Below are 21,132 nucleotides of genomic sequence, written 5' to 3' on the forward strand. Positions count from 1 at the left end.
GCCTTGCAGACCCGCCCCACCGATAAGCGCATCAGCCGATTGCGCTGGATCAATATTGCCCCGCTGGCCCGACGGCTGGCGGATCACGCCAGTAGCGGCGATGCCCGGCCTCGGTGCGCGGCAGTTCGAAAGCGCCCAGTTGCAGACGAATGGCGCCCTGCTCGGCGCTGTCGTAGACCGCCAGGCCCGAGCGTCGATACCGAGCCATCACCTGGGGATGTGGGTGGCCGAACGCGTTGCCCTGCCCTCGGGAGATCAATACCGAATGCGGCTGGAGACGCGACAGCAACGCCATCGACGACGAACTGCGGCTGCCGTGATGCGGCGCGGCCAGCCACTGGATCGGCACCGCCAGGGCCTCGTCGAGCAAGGCGCGCTCGGCCGGGGTGTCGATATCGCCGGTCAGGAGCAGGCGTTCACCGCCGGCCTCCACCAGCAAGACGCAGGACTTCTGGTTGCTCTCGACAGCAGAGGCCCACCGCCACAGCTCGAACCTGACCCCGTCCCATTCCCAGCGTCTGCCACTGTCGCAAGGCCCGGCCAGCAGCTCGGCGGGCAGCGCGTCGGGATCGCCGCTGATCACCTCCATCGTCGGCAGCCCATTGCGCACGGCGCGGGCACCGCCAGCGTGATCGGCGTCGGCATGGCTTAGCAACATCAGGTCCAAGCCGCGCACACCCAGTTTGCGCAAGGTCGGCAGTACGACCCGCTCGCCCGCGTCAGCCTCGCCAAAGCGCGGCCCGGCGTCGTAAAGCAGGGCGTGCCGCCGGGTCCGCACCAGCACCGCCAGCCCTTGGCCCACGTCCAACTGCCAGATCTCGGCGTGCCCTTGCGGCAGGTGTTCTTGCGGTGGAAAAACCATCAGCAACACCATCGGCCACCCCAGTACACGTAGCGGCACACCTTTGGGCAACAGCAGCAAAAAAGCACCGAAGGCGGCGATACCCAAGGCCCAGGGCGGGACTGCGGCAGGAACCCACGCCGGCATTCGTCCGGCAACCAGCGTCAGCCCCTTGAACAGCAGATCGAGCAGCCCGCCGGCGATCCACAACAGGCCTTCGCCCATGAACGGCACCGGCAACAACGCCGTGCCAAGCAGCGCTGGCGGCAATACCAACAGGCTGATCCAGGGCACCGCCAGCAAGTTCACCAACGGCCCGCTGAGGCTGACCGGCAAGCCCACGATCAACAACAACGGACACAGGCCAAGCGCAACCAGCCACTGGGCACGGGTCCAGGTTTGCCACCAGCGCCAGGGCCCCAGGCGAGCGCCAAAGGTGAACATCAAGATGGCCACGGCTGCAAACGACAACCAGAACCCCGGCCGCAAGCTGGCAAGCGGGTCGAACACCAGCACCCCGACGAAGGCCAGCAGCCATGCCCACCACGGATCTGGCTGTTTGAAACGCAAGCGCCACAGCAACACCAGGCCGATCATCGCGCAGGCCCGCCGCACCGGCACCTCGAAGCCGGCGAGCAAGCCGTAGCCCAGGGCGGCACAGAAGGCCAGCCCACAGGCCCAAGGCAACCAGGCCAGACCCACCGGCCACAGGCCATAACGCGCCGCACCGGCCACCAACAAGTACACCAGGCCGGCAAGCAGGCCGATGTGTTGCCCAGAGATCACCAGCAAGTGGACGGTGCCGGTGTCTTGCAGCACCTGCCAATCCTCGCGACTCAACCCGCCGCCGTCGCCCAGGACCAGCGCCGCCAGCGCACCGGAGCGGCCATGGGCATCGACCTGTGCCAGGGCCTGGCGCACCTCATCGCGCCAGGCCCCCCGGGCCGCTTGCAGGAGATGGCCATCTTTGATCGTACCGGTCGCGCCGATGCCGCGGCTCAACAACCAGGCGGCATAGTCGAAGCCGTGCGGGTTCAGCAGCCCGCTGGGCCGCTTGAGCTTCACCGCCAATCGCCATCGTTCGCCGCTGTTGACCGGCGGCCCACCGAACCAGGCGAGGCGCATCGCCGTCGGTAGACGGCTACGGCGTGAATGGACATCGGCCAGTTCGAAGCGCACCACGCCTTCGCCCTGTTGCGGCAAACCGACCACTCGCCCCTCGACCCAGCGGGTTTCGCCGTCAAGCGCGATGGGTAACCGGTCGTCCAGCGCAAACTGCGCCGACAGGCAGGCCCAGGTCAGCCCGAACAGGAAAAAACCCAGAGGGTAGCTTCGAAACGGCAACGCCATCAGCGCCAGCACCGGCATGGCTGCAATCAGCCACAACGGCGGCAGTGCCGGCAAAAAAATCGGGGCCAACAGCCCCAGTGCAAGCGCGACTAACCCTGTGCGCATAACCCGTCCTTGAGAGTGCCCTCTTCAGGCATAGACGGTCTACGGCACCGCTGGCGTTATCAATTGTCACAAAGTCTGAATCTGTCAGCCGTAGAATCCGGACATACTTGCGGCCTTACTGCGTTGAACCGACCGAGAAGCCTTATGCCCCGGCGCCTTTTCAAACGTTACATGCCAGACCCAGAGAGCATTCGGGAACATAAATCCTTACGTTTTCTCGGCACCCTGCTGCACGATCCCAACCTTTGGCACCTCAATCGGCACTCGGTCGCCCGGGCGATGGCTGTTGGCCTGTTTGCCGCCTTCTTGCCGATCCCGTTGCAAATGTTGCTGGCCGCCGCACTGGCCATCACGGTGCGCGGCAACATGCCGATTGCGGTGAGCCTGGTGTGGCTGACCAATCCGATCACCATGCCGGCGGTGTTCTTCTGCACTTACCAGACCGGCGCCTGGCTGATGGACGTGCCCGCCCGGACGCTGCCCGAAGAGCTGACCTGGGAATGGATCAGCGGCCAGTTGTCCACCTTGTGGCAGCCGTTCCTGCTCGGCTCGGTTGTGACCGGCCTGGTACTCGGCGCCCTCGCCTACTTCGTCACCATGAGTTACTGGCGCTGGTGGGTGGCCCGACAGTGGAAGCGGCGCAAGAAAAGCCGGATGTGAAATGCAAAAAGGCCTCCTGGGAATGGAGGCCTTTTTTTGTGGAGTTCGTACTGACGCCATCGCGAGCAAGCTCGCTCCCACAGGGGGATGGGGTCAGGTACGCATCCCGCGCCCGCTGACCAGCAACCGCGCGCAACCGATGTAAAGCACCAAGGTCGCCACCAGCATGAAGGTAATGGCGATGCTGATCTTGATGTCCGACACCCCGAGAATGCCATAGCGAAAGGCGTTGACCATGTGCAGCACCGGGTTGGCCAGGGACACGGTCTGCCAGAACGGCGGCAGCAGGGAAATCGAGTAGAACACCCCGCCCAGGTAGGTCAGCGGCGTGAGCACGAACGTCGGGATGATGGAGATGTCATCGAAGTTGCGCGCAAACACGGCATTGATGAAACCCAGCAGCGAAAAGATCGTGGCCGTAAGCACCACCACCAATACCGTCACCCCCAGGTGATGCACCTGCAAATGGGTGAAGAACAACGACAGCAGGGTCACGATCAGACCCACCGCCAGGCCGCGCAGCACACCGCCCAGGGTGTAGCCGATGAGGATCGTATGGGGCGACACCGGCGAGACCATCAGTTCTTCGATCGAACGCTGGAACTTGCTGCCGAAGAAACTCGACACCACGTTGCCGTAGGAGTTGGTGATCACCGACATCATGATCAGCCCCGGCACGATGTAGTCCATGTACGTGAAGCCGCCCATATCGCCGATCTGCCGGCCGATCAGGTTACCGAAGATCACGAAGTACAAGACCATGGTGATGGCGGGCGGCAGCAGCGTCTGCGGCCAGATCCGCATGAAACGCCGAACCTCACGGTAAACGATGGTATTGAGGGCGATGAGGTTGGGGCGCAATTCGGAACTCATGCTCATACCGCCACCTTCGCCAGATTTTTCTCCACCAGGGACACGAACAACTCCTCGAGGCGATTGGTTTTGTTGCGCAGGCTCTGCACTTCAATGTTCTGCAGGGCCAGTTGGGCGAACAGCCCGGTGATCCCCACGGCCTTGTCCACCTGGACTTCCAGGGTGTGGCTGTCTACCAGGCGGGCCGGATAACCCATGAGCTGGGGTGCCGTCGCCAGGTCGTTTTTCAGGTCCAGCAGGAAGGTTTCCACATGCAGTTGGCTGAGCAACTGGCGCATGCTGGTGTTCTCGACGATGGTGCCGTGGTCGATGATGCCGATGTTGCGGCACAACTGCTCAGCCTCTTCCAGGTAATGGGTGGTGAGGATGATGGTGATGCCTTTCTGGTTCAGTTCGGTGAGGAAGGTCCACATCGAACGACGCAGTTCGATGTCCACGCCGGCAGTCGGTTCGTCGAGGATCAGCAGACGCGGCTCATGCACCAGCGCGCGGGCGATCATCAGGCGACGCTTCATGCCGCCGGACAATGAACGGGACGGCACGTCGCGCTTATCCCACAGGCCCAGCTGGGTCAGGTACTGCTCGGCGCGCTCGTTGGCGATCTTCGGCGGGATGCCGTAGTAACCGGCTTGGGTCACGACGATGTCGAAGGTCTTTTCGAACTGGTTGAAGTTGAATTCCTGGGGCACCACGCCAATGCAGCGCTTGAGGGCGGCAGGCTCGCGGTCCAGGTCATGGCCGAAGATATTCACCGTGCCGCTGGTCTTGTTCACCAACGTGGAAAGAATACCGATGGTGGTGGATTTGCCGGCACCGTTGGGGCCGAGCAAGGCGAAAAAGTCACCTTCGGCGACGTCCAGATCGATACCACTCAAGGCCTGGAAACCGTTGCCGTAGGTTTTGGTTAGCTGCCGGATGGACAGAGCGGAACTCATATCGGATTACGCACCAAGAAGGGAGGGAGGAAAAGAATAGATAAGGGCGGGCGGCGAGCAATGCAACCACGGCGCACGAAGGCAATGGTGCTTGGCGTCGCCGCACAAGTACAGTCAAGTGTGTCGATAGTAAGTATTAAGTCAACGCGGTCATGACAGCCTTGCGGTAGGCCGCACGCTCCTGCAACCGCGCGTACCAGGCCTGCACGCCAGGTAGCTCGGCGCGCTGGATGGGCATCTCGAACCAGGCATAAATGAAACTGCCCAGGGGAATGTCGCCCATGCCGATTTCAGCACCCGACAGGTAGGGCTGCTCACTCAAGGTCTGCTCGACCATCGCCAGCAAGCCGTCGCACTCTTTGATCGCCGCGTCGATGGCCGCCCAGTCCTGTTGCTCGGCCGGGGTGCGCAAGACGCCCCAGAACACCGTGCGAAACGGTGCGGCAAAACTGGAGGTGGTCCAGTCCATCCATTTTTCAGCCTGGGCACGTGCCTGTACGTCAGCGGGATACCAGGCCGAACCCGACGCATGGCGAGCAGCCAGGTAACGCACGATGGTGTTGGATTCCCAGAGCACGAAGCCGTCGTCTTCGATCATCGGCACCCGGCCATTGGGGTTTTTCGCACGGTACTCGGGCGTGTCCACCACACCGAATGCCCCGCCCGCATCAATGGCCTCGTAGGCCAGCCCCAACTCTTCTGCGCACCACAACGCCTTGCGCACATTCGATGAATTTTTCCGGCCCCATATCTTCAGCATCACGGCGTCCTCGATGGATAAATGCCGCAGCAGCATACGCCGGATCAGGCGCGACTCAAATCGCCCTGCAGGTCGCCGAGCAAGCGCGGCACCTGCGCGCCGAACAGGTGCGGGTAGCATTTCTCCAGGTGTTCGAAGAAGAACGCTTCGGGCACATCGGCGAACTGGCCGTGGTCGGTGAGGTACTCCATCAGCTTCGCCCCTTGCCGATTAAATGGGTGGAACACGCTGTCGTGGCGACCGTCGAATTCCAGCGGGGCCACGTCGAACAACTCGCACAGCCCCTGGTTGAATGCCGGCGTGGCCTTGACCCAGCGGTCGTTCAGGTACAGCTCGGTATAACCGTGCATGGCGAACACGTCGCTCCTGAGCAATTCCAGCAAGCGCGGTGTGGACAAGTGATTGCGGACATCCGCCAGGCCGATGCGCGCCGGGATGCCGCAATGCCGGGCGCAGCCGGCCAGCAAGGTGGCCTTGGGCACACAATAGCTTTCGCCGACAGCCAGCGCGTAACTGCCGCGCAGGGTCGCCGGGTCGCGACTGAAAGTGTAGGGGTTGTAGCGCACTGCCTCGCGCACGGCGTAATACAGGCTGACCGCTTGCGCCAGCGGGTCGCGGTCGGTGCCGCGGTGGGTTTCGGCGAAGTCGATGACCGCGAGGTGATCGCTGTCGATGAAGGGGCCGGGGTTCAGGTATTGCTGCATAAAAGGAAGGCCTCTGGAGAAACATCACCGCTTGCCTCGAGTTTATCCACAGCCCTCAGCCAACGATAACGGCATTCCGGCCAAACAATGGCGTTTTCTCACCTTGTTAACGAACGATTTCCCACGGCTGTTGCCAACCAGACTGGCGCAATGCACCCAGGGTTTCCCACGAAATCAATCACATCGCGCTGACCGCCGGTTTTGCAGATGCCGTCTAAGCTCTGAAGGTCGGTTTTGCCTTGGTTCACGGAGGATTACATATGCTGTTGTTGTGGATACTGGTCCTGGTCGTCGGGATCGCCTGGCTGGCGCATCGGCGCACCGACCCGCTGCCCGCGCTGGGTATCGTCGCGGTCTATCTGTTGGCCATGGGTATTTTCAGCCATGCGCCCGGCTGGCTGCTGCTGATCCTCTGGGTGGTACTCGCGGCTGTCGCCGCCCCGCTGCTGCTACCGGACCTGCGCCGCAAATACTTCAGTGCACCGATGTTCGAGTGGTTCCAGAAAACCCTGCCGCCCATGTCCGAGACCGAGCGCGACGCCATCGACGCCGGCACGGTGTGGTGGGACGGCGAACTGTTCAGCGGCCGCCCGGACTGGGACTTGCTGCTGGCCTACCCCAAGGTGCAACTGACCGAGGAGGAGCAGGCGTTCCTCGACGGCCCCACCGAAGCCCTCTGCGCAATGGTCAGCGACTGGCAGATCGGCCAGGCCATGGACCTGCCGCCTGAAGCCTGGGCTCATATAAAGGAGCACGGGTTCTTCGCGTTGATCATTCCCAAGGAATACGGCGGCAAAGGCTTTTCTGCCTACGCCCATTCCCAGGTGGCAATGAAACTGGCCACGCGCAGCGGCGACCTGGCCTCCACCGTGATGGTCCCCAACTCCCTTGGCCCGGCAGAACTGCTGTTGCACTACGGCACTGATGAGCAACGCGACCATTACCTGCCGCGACTGGCCCGTGGCGACGATATTCCCTGCTTCGCCCTGACCGGGCCGCTGGCCGGTTCCGACGCCGGGGCGATGCCCGACACCGGCATCATCTGCAAGGGTGAATGGGAAGGCCAGGAAACATTGGGCCTGCGCCTGAACTGGGAAAAGCGCTACATCACCCTCGGTCCGGTAGCCACCCTCCTGGGCCTGGCCTTCAAGGCGTATGACCCCGACCACCTGCTGGGTGAGGAAGAAGACCTGGGCATCAGCCTCGCCTTGATTCCCACCGACACCCCTGGCGTGCATATCGGCCGCCGTCACCTGCCCCTTGGCGCCGCGTTCATGAACGGGCCGAACTGGGGCAAGGACGTGTTCATCCCGCTGGACTTCCTCATTGGCGGCCAGGACATGCTCGGCAAGGGCTGGATGATGCTGATGAACTGCCTGTCGGTCGGGCGTTCGATTTCCCTGCCGGCGGTGGGCACCGGTGCGGCGAAGTTCACCAGCCTGGTGACGGGCCAGTACGCCCAGGTGCGCGAACAGTTCAACGTACCGTTGTCGGCGTTCGAAGGTATCCAGGAAGCCATGGCGCGCATCGGTGGCAACGCCTGGATGATGGATGCTGCGCGCATGCTTACCGCCAACGCCGTGGACCTGGGGGAAAAGCCTTCGGTGCTGTCGGCCATTCTCAAGTACCACCTGACCGAACGCGGCCGCGAGTGCATCAGCCACGCCATGGACGTGCATGGCGGCAAGGGCATCATCATGGGCCCGAACAATTACCTGGGTCGCAGTTGGCAAGGTGCGCCGATCTTCATCACGGTCGAAGGCGCGAACATCCTGTCGCGCAACCTGATGATCTTTGGTCAGGGCGCCATTCGCTGCCATCCGTTCGTGCTCAAGGAAATGGCCCTGGCAAGCCGTGAAGACAAGGACCAGGCGCTGGTCGAGTTCGACGCCTTGCTGCTCAAGCACATTGGTTTTGCCGTGAGCAACGCCGCCAGCACCCTGGTGCTCAACCTCGGCCTGGGGCATTTCGAGAAGGCCCCCGGCAATGGCTTGAGCCAAGGTTATTTCCGCGCCCTCAACCGGCAGGCTGCGGCGTTCGCCCTGCTGGCGGACCTGAGCATGATGCTGCTGGGGGGCGAACTCAAACGCCGGGAACGCTTGTCGGCCCGCCTGGGCGACGTATTGAGCAACCTGTACCTGGCGTCCGCAGCGCTCAAGCGCTATCACGACCTGGACTCGCCGGACCACATGACACCGCTGTTCACCTGGGCCATGGAGGAAAGCCTGGGCCAGTCGGAGCGTGCGCTGGATGAACTGCTGGACAACTTTCCGAACCGGGTGCTGGGCTGCCTGTTGCGCCTGGTGGTGTTCCCCTTCGGTCGTCGTCACAAGGGCCCGAGCGACAGGCTCGACGCCGAGGTGGCGGCGGTCATTGGTCGGCCCAAGGGTGACCCGACCCTCGAAGAGTTGCTGCAGGGCTGCTATCGCCCACAATCAGCCGACGACCCGGTGGGCGCCCTGCAACACGCCGCCGACCTGCTGGCCGCCGCCCATCCGCTGCACAAGAAACTGCACGTGGCGCTCAAGCAGGGTCAGCTCAACCCAGCGCCGGGCGAACCCCTCATCGACGCAGCCCTGGAAGCGGGTGTGCTGCAAGCCGGTGAAGCGCAGACCTTGCGCGCGGCCGAGGCGGCGCGGCGCAAGGTCATCGATGTGGATGACTTCGATAAGGAGGAGTTGACGCTGGCGCAGGACAAGGTCCGTTGATCCTGACGACAGGCTACGCTCGTGAGCTACAGCTCTTCACCTATAAAAGCCGGCGCAAGGGCTTTATACTCCTGCGCCCGTTTTGCTCTTGAGGACTTATCTCGTGTCCAATGTCGTTGCCGATCACCTTGTCTTGCTTGACCACTTGCGCAGCATCCTGGTCGCCGTGGGTGAGGCCGAACAGGTGCCCGAAGAAAGCCACGCCCTGTTTCTGGAGCGCTTCGACGAGTTGCGCGCGCAACTGCCCGTCGACCCGATCGAAAGCCAGTACCTGGGCCAGGATCTCCTGTGCCAAGTGATCGTCCGTTATCCACAAATTGCCCACCTGGTGCCTCGCGACCTGCTCTGGTACTTCGCCGGCGACTGCCTGCACTACATGCCCGACGAAGAAATCGCCCTGTACCAGGCCCTGGAGGAGCGTCGTTTCGAAGCCGAGCAAAACGACGAGCCTTTCGACTGGAACCAGGAAAAGCAATTGCTGGCGATGTCGGAGCAGGACAGCAAGCACTGATTACGATCCGTCATGCAAAGGCCCGCACGGTTAACCCGGCGGGCTTTTTTTTGCCTTGCCAAAGTGTGTTGCCTGGACGGACCTCATCGCGAGCAAGCTCGCTCCCACAGTTGGATCGGTGTACGACTGAGAGAGCCTGGTCGGCTGCCAGGCCGCCTCGCGAGCAAGCTTTGCTCCCACAGATCGGAAGGGTGTACGACCGCAAGAGCCAGGTCGGCTATCAGGCCGCCTCGCTTTTGCTTTTGATCTGGAGGCCCCGTTAACCACGATGGCCGAACGCAGGCATTGTGGAGTGGGCAACCCGGCATGGATGCCGGGATAGCCGCGCTGGGCCATGGATGGCCCTTCGCGGCGGGCCCACGGAGCAATGCCGGAGAGAGGGCATGCCGAGCCTAGGCGAGGCACCGAGTGGTGGGGCAAGCCTTTTTTGCTTACTTTTTTGGCGTCTGAAAAAAAGTGAGCCGCCGTAAGGGCTGAACCCTAAGTAGCCGTTACCGCAGCAACGGATATGTACCTGGTCAACAAAATCCATGTCGACTGACACCCCGCCATCGCGAGCAAGCTCCCCACTGGTTTGTGGTTGATCATAAAACTCATGTACGCAGCGGCTTCTGTGGGAGCGAGCTTGCTCGCGATGAGGCCGGTCAAAACAACCCATCACTCTCCGGCAACTCATAACCCGTCGCGACCTGGCTGGGGCCACTCCCGCCGCCCACCGTGCTCAAGGTCGGCTCTTTCTCCAGGCACGCCACCAGATAATCAATGAACACCCGCAGCTTGGGCGGTAGGTAACGAGTCGGTGAATGCAGCAACCACAAGCCACCGTGGTAGGAAGCCAGGAACGTCCAGTCGGCCAATACCTGCACGATCAAGCCTTGCTCCAAGGCATGACGGGCGGTGAAGTACGGCAGGCTGCCAATGCCGATGTGCTGCAAGACGGCCCCCAACCGCACGCCCGTGTGATTGGCCGCGTAGCGCCCATGCACGCCGACGGTGACGGACTTGCTGCCTTTCTTGAATTTCCAGCGCGCGTCGTTCGGGGTTGCCCCCAGGTAAATGCAGCTGTGTTCCAACAAGTCGTGAGGATGCGTGGGCGTACCGTGTTCGGCCAGGTATTGCGGCGTGGCGCAGAGCAGGTGATCGATGGTCAGCAACTGACGCCCCACCAGCCCGACCGGAGGTTGATCGGTAATCCGGATGGCCAGGTCGACATGATCGTCGATCAGGTCAACCTGCCGATCCTCCAGGAACAGCTCCACATCGACCTTCGGATAACGACGCAAGAATTCGGGCATGTGCGGATGAATCACGAAACGCCCCACCGCCTTGGGTACGCTGACGCGGATGCGGCCTTCAGCCTCCTGGGTGAACTGCCCGCTGATTTCCATCACCGACCGAGCGGCAGCGACCATTTCCTGACAGCGCTTGAACACCTCTTCCCCACCATCGCTCAAACGCAACTTGCGGGTGGTGCGTTGCAACAAACGGGTCGCCAGGGCTTTCTCCAGGCGAGAAATACTGCGGCTGATGGCCGATGGTGATGAACCTGACTGGCGGGCCGCCTCGGAGAAACTGCCGGTCTCCACGACCTTGACGAAGATGGCCATTTCGGCCAGCAACGGCAATGGTAGATTTGTGCTCATGGCGCAACAGTCCTTTGAAATTTGAACGGATTATCACCCTTTTATGCCCTACTTATAATCCCGTCACAATTTCTGATGTGGGTATGGCACATGACGCTTCGCCTCTTTTTCCATAGCGATGACCTCAAGGCCAACGTGGAAGTCCTGGATTGCAGCCCCCGGGAACATGAATTTGCCGTGGTGCTGCACGCCACGCTGTTCCATCCCCAGGGTGGCGGTCAGCCCTGCGACACCGGATGGATCGGTGAAAGCCAGGTGCTGCGCGTGGTCCAGGAAGGGCCACAGATCGTCCATTACGTCGACCGCCCGGTGGCCTTGGGCACGGCTGCGATCCGCGTGGATGCGCAGCGCCGACAGTTGAATGCGCGTCTGCACTCGGCTGGGCATCTGATCGGCCATTTCGCCGAGACCCGTGGCTGGACGCCGATCAAGGCCCATCATTGGCCCGGTGAAAGCCGCGTGCAGTTCCAGCCAGGGGAAAATCCTCAGGAACTGGACATCTCGATCATTCAGCAAGGCATCGACGAATGGATTGCCAACGACCTGTCGCGCTTGATCACGTTGCGCGAGGGCCTGCGCGAAGTCGGTTTCGGTGAGCTGGCCGCCTACGGTTGCGGCGGCACTCACGTGCAGCACCTGCAGGAACTGGGAACCGTCACCATCGCCTCGCTTTCGCAAAAGAAAGGAACACTGTCAGTGCACTACCACGTGGCCTGATATCCGCCAGCCCCTGCGACCCGCAATGGCTCGCAGGCCTCGCCTCCCCCTGTCAGGTCTGGCTCCTGCAAATCCCCTTCACAACACAAAAAGACAGATTATTGACGCCCGCTTGCGCGAGTTTTTCCCTTCCGTCACTTTTTAGTCATTTTTTTTATTTAAGGCGTGGCGCTTTGCCATGCTTGAACTACCGTCAAACAGAAGCGATGACAGGGTCGGCAAAACGCTCCTGAAGCGACCTGATCGACACCGTCTTTGCCTTCGTAAATCCCGGATCCCCCGGGTACCGAAACGTTGTTTGCAAGCAGCCTGTCGTTCAGTCAGGCCGGTGAAATGCGCCCGTTTGCTGGTAAGCGACGCGGCCTGAAACCGGAACCAATGAACGATCAGGTTAGATGGAAAGGGGTAGCCCGGGCCTCTTAAGTGATCCGCGGCAAATAGTTAAGCCTAGGGATGGTCTCTTCATCGAGGATCACTTCATGACCCATCGTACTGCTCCCGTTCTAAAACATTTCCTTCATGGCCTGTTCTGGATGGGTCTTGGCTTGGATGCGGCCCAGGCCGCAGCGGCAAATTGTTCGCAGCTGGACAATTTGCCGGCAACCTTCGAGGTCGGCCAAGGGCTCCAGAGCGAACTGCGCATCCTCGCCCCCGTGACGAAGTTGGCCGTCGGCGACCCAAAAATTGCCGATGTGCAGCCCAGTGGCAACGATGCCTTTATTCTCACGGGCCTGGCGCCCGGCGCCACCAGCCTGATGGTCTGGACCGACTGTTCGAAAATACCGCGCCAGAGCATGGTCTTTGTCAAAGGCCGGGCCACCGAGGCGCTGACCGGCGCGGCGAGCATCCCGTCCGAAGATCCGATGCTGCTTGCCCAGGTACAGACCGACATTCGTTTCGTTGAAGTCAGCCGGACCAAACTCAAGGAAGCCTCGACGTCGATTTTTGGCAGCCGTGGCAACTTCCTGTTCGGCTCGCCGAGGACCTTGCCCACCGTCGGCGGTATTGTCCGGCCTTCATTGCCGGTCAATAACGACATGTTCAACCTGTCTTTTGCCACCGGTAAAACGCTGTTGATGATCAACGCACTGGAAGGCAGTGGTTTCGCCTATACCCTGGCGCGGCCGAGCCTGGTGGCCCTCAGCGGGCAAAGCGCGAGCTTCCTGGCCGGCGGCGAAGTGCCGATCCCGGTGCCCAGTGCCGGCAGCGACAACGTGTCAATCGAGTACAAGGAGTTCGGCATTCGCCTGACCCTGACCCCCACCGTCATCGGCAAGAATCGCATCGCGCTGAAGGTGGCGCCGGAAGTCAGTGAGCTGGACTTCACCAACGCGGTGAACATCGCCGGGACACTGGTGCCTGCACTCACGGTGCGTCGTACCGACACCAGCATCGCCTTGGCCGATGGCGAAAGCTTCGTCATCAGCGGCCTGATCAGCACCCGCAACAGCTCCCAGGTGAACAAGTTTCCGGGGCTGGGCGATATACCGATTCTCGGCGCGTTCTTTCGCGACAACTCCATCAACCGCGAAGAGCGCGAGCTGCTGATGATCGTCACGCCGCACCTGGTCCAACCGTTGGCCGCCGACGCGCAACTGCCAACGTTGCCGGGCGAGCAACTGCGTAATTACGACCCGAATTTCTACCGCATGTACTTCCTCGAACATGGCGAGTTCGACAACCGCAGCGGGCTTTCCCAATGAGCCGGCGCCAGACGTGCGAAGCACCTATTGTCCAACGGCTTGCCAAGGGGCATTCAATGAAAGCAGTGATCGCAATAGCGGCGACCTTGATGCTCGCCGGCTGTGCCAGCAACGGCGTAGTGGCTTCACGCTCGACCCAGTGCGCCAAGCCCGAATCCGACCAGGAACTGGCCCTGAACATGGCCGAAGACATGGCCAACGAAGGTCGTTTGTACGCCAGCCTGGCGAACCTCGAACGCTTGCCCGATGACTTGGTCCAGGTCCGCCTGCGCAAGGCTCGGGTGCTGCGCCTGATGGGTCGCAACGAGGCCGAACCGTTGTACAAAAGCCTGCTCGGGACATGCCTGGCCGCAGACGGTGAACATGGTCTTGGGCAGTTGGCGGCTGCCAGAAATGACAATGCGACGGCTACGCAATACCTCGAACGCGCAGCGAAAATGGCCCCGACCGAAGGCAAGATTCGCAACGACCTGGGGGTCGTCTACCTCAACCAACGACGCATTTCAGAAGCCCGCTTCGAGTTCATGACCGCGATGGAGCTCCAGCAGTCAGACACGCTGGCAGCGCTCAACATGGTGACCCTGCTGATCTACCAGGACAACTGGAAGCAGGCCGCCGAGCTCGCGAACATGGCCAAGCTGAGCCCCCAACAAGTGGCAGATGCCCAAGCCCGTGCGGAAAAAATCAGGGGTTCGGCCGCTAACGCCGTGACGTCACAAGCCAACCGCCTGACCGAGGTTGTCGACGCCTCAACTGGCGCGGTCAAGTAGAGCGTTACGAGGAGTCCAAGAAATGATGACCAAACAATTGATGATTGCATGCATGGTGAGCCTTTCCAGCAGTGCCTGGGCCATTGACCCGGGCCCCTCTTCGCCCGCACAGCAAGGCACCGAGAGCTGGATGCAACTGCAGATTCGCGGCGTGGTGGCCTCCACCAACCTGCAAACCGCCTCGGCCGCCGAACGCGAGATGGCCATGCAGCGTTGGCTCAACAGCTTCAACTACCCGATCCCGGAATTCTTTGACCAGGACTCGGCAGGAGAAATCACCAGCAGCAAATGAAGCATGCTGGAAACGAAAGACCGCGGCCTCTGGAAGTACCTACATTTGATCCGATGTAGGTACTTCCGGAGGCTGCGGTCTTTTGGCTTGAACGGTCGGCTGACTAAAGGCGCAAGATTGTAGGAATAAAAAACCTGTGGGAGCGAGCTTGCTCGCGAAGAGGCCTTCATATCCAACATCCATGCAAGCTGACCCACCGCTATCGCGAGCAGGCTCGCTCCCACAATGGATCGGGGTACGACCGGGAGAGCCAGGTCGGCTGTCAGGCCGCCTCGCGAGCAAGCTTTGCTCCCACAGATCTGATGGCTCCCACAGATCTGATGAGGTGTACGACCGGGAGAACCAGGTCGGCTGTCAGGCCGCCTCGCGAGCAAGCTTTGCTCCCACAGATCTGATGGTTCCCACAGATCTGATAAGGTGTACGACCGGGAGAACCAGGTCGGCTGTCAGGCCGCCTCGCGAGCAAGCTTTGCTCCCACAGATCTGATGGTTCCCACAGATCTGTGGGGTGTACGACCGGGAGAGCCAGGTCGGCTACTAGGCCGCCTCGCGGTGGACGTTGATCTCGGGCGCCCCGTTAACCACGCTGGCCGAACGCAGGCATTGCGCAGTGGGCATCCCGGCATGGATGCCGGGATAGCCGCGCTGGGTCATGGATGGCCCTTCGCGGCGGCCCACGGAGCAATGCCGGAGAGAGGGCATGCCGAGCCTAGGCGAGGCACCGAGTGGTGGGGCATGAAGCGTTTTGCTTACTTTTGACTGGGCCGGCTTCCGGGCTTCTCAAAAGTGAGTCGCCGTCAGGGCGAAACCCTAAGCAGCCGTTACCGCAGCAATGGATATGTACTCGATCAACAAAACCCTGGCCAACTGTCAGGCCGCCATCGCGAGCAAGCTCGCTCCCACAATGGGACTGTGGTGAACACAAGCCCCATGAACACCCACCGATCTACATATTCCCGAAGGCCCTGAACACACCGATCATGGCCGGACCAATGGCAACCAGGAAGAAGCTCGGCCACAGGCAGAAAATCAGCGGAAAGATCAGCTTGGTGCCAATCTTGGCCCCCATTTCTTCGGCAGCCTGGGTACGCCGGTCGCGAAACTCATCGGCGTAGATCCGCAGGGTATCGGCCACGCTAGTGCCGAAACGGATGCTCTGCGCCAGCAGGCTGACCAGACCCTGGATATCCTCCAGGCCGGTACGCACGGCCAGTTGCTTGAGGGCCTCGGTGCTGGTGATGCCCGCCCGGATCTGCGCATTGACCAGCGCCAGCTCCTCGGCCAGTTCAACCTGGCTGACCGACATCTCTTCAGCCACCCGCTCGATCGTCGTGGGCAGGGCCAGGCCCGACTCGACGCAAACCACCATCAGGTCCAGCGCATCCGGGAATGCGGCACGCAGCCGGCCTTGCCGTGCCTCCTTGCGTTTGCCGACGTAGATCGCCGGCAGCAACCAGCCAATGCCCGCCACAAGGGTCACCGCCAGCAGGCCGATGGCCACTGAAACCTTGACCATCGGCAGCAGCAACAACGCAACGCCGACCATCAACAACGGCAACATCAGGCGCACCGCCCAATACATCTGCACCGCCGAGGCAGACCGGTAACCGGCATGGGTCAGCAAGGTCTGGGTCGCGGACGTGTGGGCCTGATCGGTCGAGGCAAAGCGCTGGCCAACCCGTTCCAGCAAGAGCTGCAGGTTACTGGGCGCCTCCTGCCCCACAGTGTTGCCAGCGTAACCGCGCTTGATCAGCGCCAAGCGCCGCTGCACCGGATCCTGCAAGCCCAACATCAATAGCATGAGCGCGACGACCGCCAACACCGTGCTGACGCCGACCACGGTGACGAACAACAGGCGTGCCAGCTCTTCGTTGCCGGTAAACCGACTCAACAATCCGAGCAAAAAGTCCATGACTGAAACCTCTCGGCGCAACAGCGCTTATACCTGGATCCGGATGATCTTTCTTATCCAGAAAATCCCGATCAACATGGCGCAGAACGCGCCGATGATCAGCTTGTGCCCTATGGGGTCATTGATCAGTACTGGCATGTAGCTGGGGCTGGTGAGCACGATGGCGATCGCCAGCACGAAGGGGATCGCCACCAGCACCCAGGCCGACATGCGCCCTTCCGCCGACAGCGTCCTGATCTTGCGCTGGAAACGAAACCGCCCACGAATCAAGCGACTCAGGCGCTCCAGCACTTCGGTCAGGTTGCCACCGGTCTCACGGTGGATCAGGATCGAGGTCACCAGCATCATCACCGTCATGCTCGGCATGCGCTCCAGCAGGCCGAGCATGGCCCGGCGCACATCGTTGCCATAGTTGATGTCGGAAAACGTCATGCCGAATTCCTGGGCGACCGGTCCTTTGTGCTCCTCGGCGACCAGGCGCAGGGTTTCGTTGAACGGATGCCCGGCGCGCAGGGCCCGGCACATGGCGTCCAGCGCATCCGGCAAACCCTCCTCGAACGCGGCGAAACGCTTGTTGCGGTCACGCAGGATTTTCAGCACCGGCACCCAGGTCAGCGCAAATGCCGCCAGCAGCGCCAGCCACCAGACGGGCGAGACCATCAGCACCAAGGCACCGGCCGCCGCCCCCAGGATCAGACCGAGCAGCATGACCCGATAAGCCCGGTATTCATGCCCGGCCTGCTCGATCAGTTGGGTCAGGTTGGCCATGAACGGCAGCTGTTCCAGGCGGGCCTCCAAGGGTGACAGCCGCGTCAGGTATTTCTGCCGCAACACGGTCTGCATGTTGGGCAAGTGGTTGGCTTTCTCCAGCACATGCAGGCGCCCGCGAATGCGCTTGCGCATCTTGCCGGCTTCGCCGAACACCGGCACCACCACGCCCTGGGACAGCAGGAATACGGCGATGAACACCATGCCGAGGAAAATCAGGATGAATTCACTGGGGATATTGCTCATGACGTCCGGCCCTCCATCCACTCAGGGCGAAACAGGGTCAGTGGCAGTTCGATGCCGCGCTTGGCCAGCACATCGCGGAAGGCCGGGATCATGCCACTGGGCCGATACTCCCCAAGCACCTCGCCGTGCTCGCCGATGCCCTGGCGCACGAAGGAGAAAATTTCGGTCATGGTGATGATCTCTCCTTCCATCCCGTTGATCTCTTGCATGCTCACCACGCGTCGCTTGCCGTCTTCTTGACGCTCCAGTTGGATCACCACATCAATGGCCGAGGCAATTTGTTGACGCATGGCCTTGATCGGAAAAGTCGCCCCGGTCATCGACACCATGTTCTCGACTCGCCCCAGGGCATCCCGCGCGGTGTTGGCGTGAATGGTGGTCAGCGAACCATCGTGACCGGTGTTCATCGCCGTGAGCATGTCCATCGCCTCGGCGCCGCGCACCTCGCCAATGACAATGCGGTCCGGACGCATCCGCAGGCTGTTGCGCACCAACTCCCGCTGGCTCACCTCGCCGCGCCCCTCGATGTTCGACGGCCGGGTTTCCAGGCGTACCACGTGGGGTTGCTGCAGTTGCAACTCGGCCGAATCCTCGATGGTGACGATGCGTTCGTTATGGGGAATGAAACTGGACAGCACGTTGAGCATGGTGGTCTTGCCGCTGCCGGTCCCGCCGGAGATCAGCACGTTCAGGCGCCCGCGAACGATGGCCTTGAGCAGCAAGGCAATGGCCGGGGTCATGGTGCCGACCTGGATCAGGCTGTCGGTGTTGAGCAGGTCCACGGCGAAGCGCCGGATCGACATGCTCGGACCGTCGATGGCCAGCGGTGGAATGATCGCGTTGACCCGCGAACCGTCCTTGAGCCGGGCGTCCACCAAGGGCGAGGACTCGTCGATACGTCGCCCCAGGCTGGAAACGATGCGGTCGATGATGTTCAGTAAATGCTGGTCGTCGCGAAAACGCACGTCGGTGCGTTGCAACTTGCCGAAGCGCTCGACGTAGACCGAGGCAAACCCGTTGACCAGGATGTCGGACACGCTATGGTCGGCCAACAGCGGTTCCAGCGGCCCGAGGCCGAGCACTTCATCGGTGATCTGCTTGATGATCAGTTGCCGGCTGACGGTACTCACCGGCGCCGAATGTTCCTCGAGCAGGCGCTGGCAGATATCGCGTATCTGCCGCGTGGCCTCGACTTGTTCCAAGGCATCGAGCAACGACAGGTCCATGACCTTGAGCAGTTGCTGGTAGATCTTTTCCCGCCACTCGGCCTCCACCGGCGTGACCTGGCTGCGGGTTTCGTAAAGCACGTCGGGGATGGCCTGCTCCCAGGCCATTAACGCGTCTGTCGGGTCAGGCAGGCCGTCGCCGGGCTGGGCGCCCACTGAAGCACCAGGTTTGGCGGGCTGTTTGCGCAAGCGGTTACGAAAGTCGCTGATCATGGGTCATCCCCCGAAAAAACGGTTGAAGGCACGTTTAAGCAGGCCCTTGTCTGTGGCCATCTGGTGACCGACCAGGTCTTCGGTCAAATCGCGCAGGGCGGCGGTGATTGCCGCCTTCGGCGCATGCAGCCCCAACGGCACGCCAGTGTTCTGACTCTGGCTGACCAGGTTGAAGTCATTGGGCAATTTCGACAGGTTCGTGCAACGCAGGGCCTCGCCGATATCCTTGAGACTGACAGCAGCGTTTTTGTCATAGCGGTTGATCACGATCTGCAATTGATCCCCGCGCACGCCCAGGTCTTCGCGCAGGATCCGCACCAGGGCGCTGGCATCGCGCAGGTGGCTGACGCTCTGTTGCACCACCACGTACACCCGGTCCACCTGTTCCAGCACCGAACCGGTGAGGTGATCGATCTGCCGCGGCAGGTCCACCACCACCCACTCATAACTGGCGCGGGCCAGTTGCAACAGGGCGTCAAGCTGTTCCGGTTGGGCGTCCTGGGGCAGGCACAATTCGCCAGCCCGGCCACCCAGTACGTGCAGGGTCGGGCTGAAGTGGCTGCAAAAACCCCGCAGCGCGACGCTGTCCATGTCATCGATCTGCTGCAGTACTTCCAGATGGCTGTGGGACTGCGCCACGTCCAGGTAATGGGTCACGCTGCCAAATTGCAGGTCCATGTCCAGCAGCAAGGTATTGCCTGCCCGGGCGCTGAGCTGCTGGGCCAGGTTGCAGGCCACCAGGGTTCCGCCGGAGCCGCCCTTGGCGCTGATCACGGCGACCAGCTTGCCTTCGTTGCCGTTGCCGAGGCGGACTTCCGTCACCAGGCGATTCAGCGCCGCTACCAATTCGGTATCGGCGATAGGTTCAGGCAGCACATCCCGGGCGCCGGCCTGCATCGCCAGGCGCATGCCCTCCTGCTCACCCAAGGGACCACATACCAGCATCGGCGGACGTTCATGGGCCGGACGTTGCAGCAACGCCGACAGTTCTTCGCGCCACAGGTGGCTGACGCGTAGCAGCAGCAGATCGGGCATGCGGTCCAGGCCGTAGAGCGGGTCGACATGGCCGTTGCTGACCAGGCGCGTGCTCACTTCAAGGCCAGGCATGCGCTGGCAGACGCATTGCAGGTCGCGCAGCGACGTGGCATCGCGACTGCTGATCAGTATCCGCAGCCCGCCTCTGCCAGTCGCGGTCGAAAGCGGAGTTTCCTTGGTGTTCAGCATGGTGTGATCTCCCCGGAATCGGAATGACGCCCAAGGCTTTCGCGTGGCAAGGTTGCCCTGAACGTGGGCAAGGTGATGGGCACGCCTAAGCCGGGAATGAACAGGTTGAAAACGAAGTTCTGCACGCTCAGCCGGACATAGCGGATGGCTCTAAAGCCGGTGGTGCCGGTGGTGTTGGCGGGGTTCGCCACCACCGCTCCGTTGACGTCCAGGTAGGTCAGCGCCAGGTTCGAGGTCGCCAGGCTACTGATCAGTTGACTGGTACCGGCGTCCGTCGCGGCGTTGAAGATGGCCCGGCGTAACACTACCGGGTCGCTGATATTGCACACCGCCGCCAAACGCACACCACGACGCGCGGCTTCATCCAGGGCGTTGACCGTAAAGTACAGCCGGCCCATTTCCACCACGCCAAACAGCAGGATGAAGACCAGCAAACCCACGAAGGAGAACTCCACGATGTAAGTGCCGCGCATGTGTTTGTTATTCATCACAGCGCCCTCATGACAGTGGTTGCGACCAACTGGATGCCCAGTGGAATGGCATTGCCGAAAAATCCTGGAATCGAACCCGTGCAGTTACCCGCACCAATCACCGGGCAGAAGGTATAGGTAATAGTGACGCGCACATGATCGATGCCCACGGCGGCGACCTGCACGTTAGCCGTGGTCAACCCTGACACCGCGGCGGTGCCGGCAGCGCTGGGCACGCCATACACCGCAACGTTTTTTGTCTGGGTCAGCAACGTGTTGTTCAGCGTGATACCGCCCAGGGTGGTATTCCACGCCTGGCTGGCGACGAAGCGGTCGGCATCGCGACTGGCCTGCAGCAGCACGTTGTACTGGTAGAGCATGCGACCGAACTCACCGAAGGCCAGCAGCAACAACAGCAGCAATGGCAGCACCAGGGTGAACTCCACCAGCGCCACGCCTTGCTCGGCTTGCGGTGGCTTGAATCGGGCAAGTCTCATGACG

20 protein-coding genes are annotated in these 21,132 nt (G+C 61.8%); 7 read left to right on the forward strand and 13 right to left on the reverse strand.

What is annotated here, in order from left to right; all coding sequences use genetic code 11:
- Positions 1-49: 49 nt before the first annotated feature.
- The gene (locus QMK47_RS20825) at positions 50-2,296 is read right to left on the reverse strand and encodes a DNA internalization-related competence protein ComEC/Rec2 (protein ID WP_320389266.1); all 2,247 of its coding nucleotides are present in this window, start codon (positions 2,294-2,296) and stop codon (positions 50-52) included.
- A gap of 144 nt (positions 2,297-2,440) precedes the next feature.
- Here QMK47_RS20825 and QMK47_RS20830 point away from each other — a divergent pair, with 144 nt between their 5' ends.
- Positions 2,441-2,956: a DUF2062 domain-containing protein gene (locus QMK47_RS20830; RefSeq protein ID WP_003204298.1), complete on the forward strand. Its 516-nt coding sequence runs from the start codon at positions 2,441-2,443 to the stop codon at positions 2,954-2,956.
- 93 nt (positions 2,957-3,049) lie between these two features.
- Here QMK47_RS20830 and QMK47_RS20835 read toward each other — a convergent pair whose 3' ends face one another.
- The 4 genes from QMK47_RS20835 to QMK47_RS20850 form a co-directional block, all read right to left on the reverse strand.
- Positions 3,050-3,829: an ABC transporter permease gene (locus QMK47_RS20835; protein WP_003204300.1), complete on the reverse strand. Its 780-nt coding sequence runs from the start codon at positions 3,827-3,829 to the stop codon at positions 3,050-3,052.
- 2 nt (positions 3,830-3,831) lie between these two features.
- A complete protein-coding gene (locus tag QMK47_RS20840) occupies positions 3,832-4,764 on the reverse strand; it encodes an ABC transporter ATP-binding protein (protein WP_214509705.1) in 933 nt (310 codons plus the stop codon).
- A 136-nt stretch (positions 4,765-4,900) separates the two neighbouring features.
- Positions 4,901-5,524 (reverse strand): glutathione S-transferase, encoded by a 624-nt coding sequence (locus tag QMK47_RS20845; protein WP_320389267.1) that lies wholly within the window; start codon positions 5,522-5,524, stop codon positions 4,901-4,903.
- 44 nt (positions 5,525-5,568) lie between these two features.
- Positions 5,569-6,228: a transglutaminase-like domain-containing protein gene (locus QMK47_RS20850; protein WP_253476880.1), complete on the reverse strand. Its 660-nt coding sequence runs from the start codon at positions 6,226-6,228 to the stop codon at positions 5,569-5,571.
- 260 nt (positions 6,229-6,488) lie between these two features.
- On the opposite strand from QMK47_RS20850, the gene QMK47_RS20855 reads away from it, so the two are divergent.
- Both QMK47_RS20855 and QMK47_RS20860 read left to right on the forward strand, forming a co-directional pair.
- Positions 6,489-8,936 carry an acyl-CoA dehydrogenase gene (locus tag QMK47_RS20855; protein ID WP_320389268.1) on the forward strand — a complete coding sequence of 816 codons (2,448 nt, stop codon included), beginning with the start codon at positions 6,489-6,491 and terminating at the stop codon, positions 8,934-8,936.
- A 103-nt stretch (positions 8,937-9,039) separates the two neighbouring features.
- The gene (locus QMK47_RS20860; protein WP_018604120.1) at positions 9,040-9,447 is read left to right on the forward strand and encodes a PA2817 family protein; all 408 of its coding nucleotides are present in this window, start codon (positions 9,040-9,042) and stop codon (positions 9,445-9,447) included.
- A 644-nt stretch (positions 9,448-10,091) separates the two neighbouring features.
- On the opposite strand, the gene QMK47_RS20865 is transcribed toward QMK47_RS20860, so the two are convergent.
- A complete protein-coding gene (locus tag QMK47_RS20865) occupies positions 10,092-11,090 on the reverse strand; it encodes a LysR family transcriptional regulator (RefSeq protein WP_253476886.1) in 999 nt (332 codons plus the stop codon).
- A gap of 90 nt (positions 11,091-11,180) precedes the next feature.
- Here QMK47_RS20865 and QMK47_RS20870 point away from each other — a divergent pair, with 90 nt between their 5' ends.
- The 4 genes from QMK47_RS20870 to QMK47_RS20885 all read left to right on the forward strand — a co-directional run bounded on the left by QMK47_RS20870 (position 11,181) and on the right by QMK47_RS20885 (position 14,572).
- On the forward strand, positions 11,181-11,807 hold the full coding sequence (locus tag QMK47_RS20870) for an alanyl-tRNA editing protein (protein WP_258689041.1): 627 nt from the start codon (positions 11,181-11,183) through the stop codon (positions 11,805-11,807).
- A 479-nt stretch (positions 11,808-12,286) separates the two neighbouring features.
- The gene (locus QMK47_RS20875; RefSeq protein ID WP_253476892.1) at positions 12,287-13,510 is read left to right on the forward strand and encodes a type II and III secretion system protein family protein; all 1,224 of its coding nucleotides are present in this window, start codon (positions 12,287-12,289) and stop codon (positions 13,508-13,510) included.
- 56 nt (positions 13,511-13,566) lie between these two features.
- Positions 13,567-14,280, forward strand: coding sequence for a tetratricopeptide repeat protein (locus QMK47_RS20880; protein ID WP_214509698.1), 714 nt, complete (start codon positions 13,567-13,569; stop codon positions 14,278-14,280).
- Between the two features lie 22 nt (positions 14,281-14,302).
- Positions 14,303-14,572, forward strand: a complete 270-nt coding sequence (locus QMK47_RS20885) for a DUF3613 domain-containing protein (RefSeq protein WP_013694011.1) — start codon at positions 14,303-14,305, stop codon at positions 14,570-14,572.
- A gap of 537 nt (positions 14,573-15,109) precedes the next feature.
- Here QMK47_RS20885 and QMK47_RS20890 read toward each other — a convergent pair.
- From QMK47_RS20890 to QMK47_RS20920, 7 genes are all read right to left on the reverse strand, one after another.
- Positions 15,110-15,250, reverse strand: a complete 141-nt coding sequence (locus tag QMK47_RS20890) for a hypothetical protein (RefSeq protein WP_320390562.1) — start codon at positions 15,248-15,250, stop codon at positions 15,110-15,112.
- 268 nt (positions 15,251-15,518) lie between these two features.
- Positions 15,519-16,484, reverse strand: coding sequence for a type II secretion system F family protein (locus QMK47_RS20895; RefSeq protein ID WP_214509696.1), 966 nt, complete (start codon positions 16,482-16,484; stop codon positions 15,519-15,521).
- 27 nt (positions 16,485-16,511) lie between these two features.
- A complete protein-coding gene (locus QMK47_RS20900; protein WP_253476895.1) occupies positions 16,512-17,498 on the reverse strand; it encodes a type II secretion system F family protein in 987 nt (328 codons plus the stop codon).
- The gene (locus tag QMK47_RS20905) at positions 17,495-18,937 is read right to left on the reverse strand and encodes a CpaF family protein (RefSeq protein WP_214509694.1); all 1,443 of its coding nucleotides are present in this window, start codon (positions 18,935-18,937) and stop codon (positions 17,495-17,497) included. The genes QMK47_RS20900 and QMK47_RS20905 overlap by 4 nt, the downstream gene beginning before the upstream one ends.
- Positions 18,938-18,940: 3 nt before the next feature.
- On the reverse strand, positions 18,941-20,161 hold the full coding sequence (locus tag QMK47_RS20910; protein ID WP_320389269.1) for an AAA family ATPase: 1,221 nt from the start codon (positions 20,159-20,161) through the stop codon (positions 18,941-18,943).
- Entirely contained in the window at positions 20,155-20,649 is a 495-nt protein-coding gene (locus QMK47_RS20915) for a TadE/TadG family type IV pilus assembly protein (RefSeq protein WP_320389270.1), read from the reverse strand. The genes QMK47_RS20910 and QMK47_RS20915 overlap by 7 nt, the downstream gene beginning before the upstream one ends.
- The gene (locus QMK47_RS20920; protein ID WP_320389271.1) at positions 20,649-21,128 is read right to left on the reverse strand and encodes a TadE/TadG family type IV pilus assembly protein; all 480 of its coding nucleotides are present in this window, start codon (positions 21,126-21,128) and stop codon (positions 20,649-20,651) included. Before QMK47_RS20920 ends, QMK47_RS20915 begins: the two co-directional genes overlap by 1 nt.
- Positions 21,129-21,132: the final 4 nt, after the last annotated feature.

The sequence above is a fragment of the Pseudomonas sp. P9_35 genome (genome assembly GCF_034008205.1).
Classification (GTDB): domain Bacteria; phylum Pseudomonadota; class Gammaproteobacteria; order Pseudomonadales; family Pseudomonadaceae; genus Aquipseudomonas; species Aquipseudomonas kilonensis.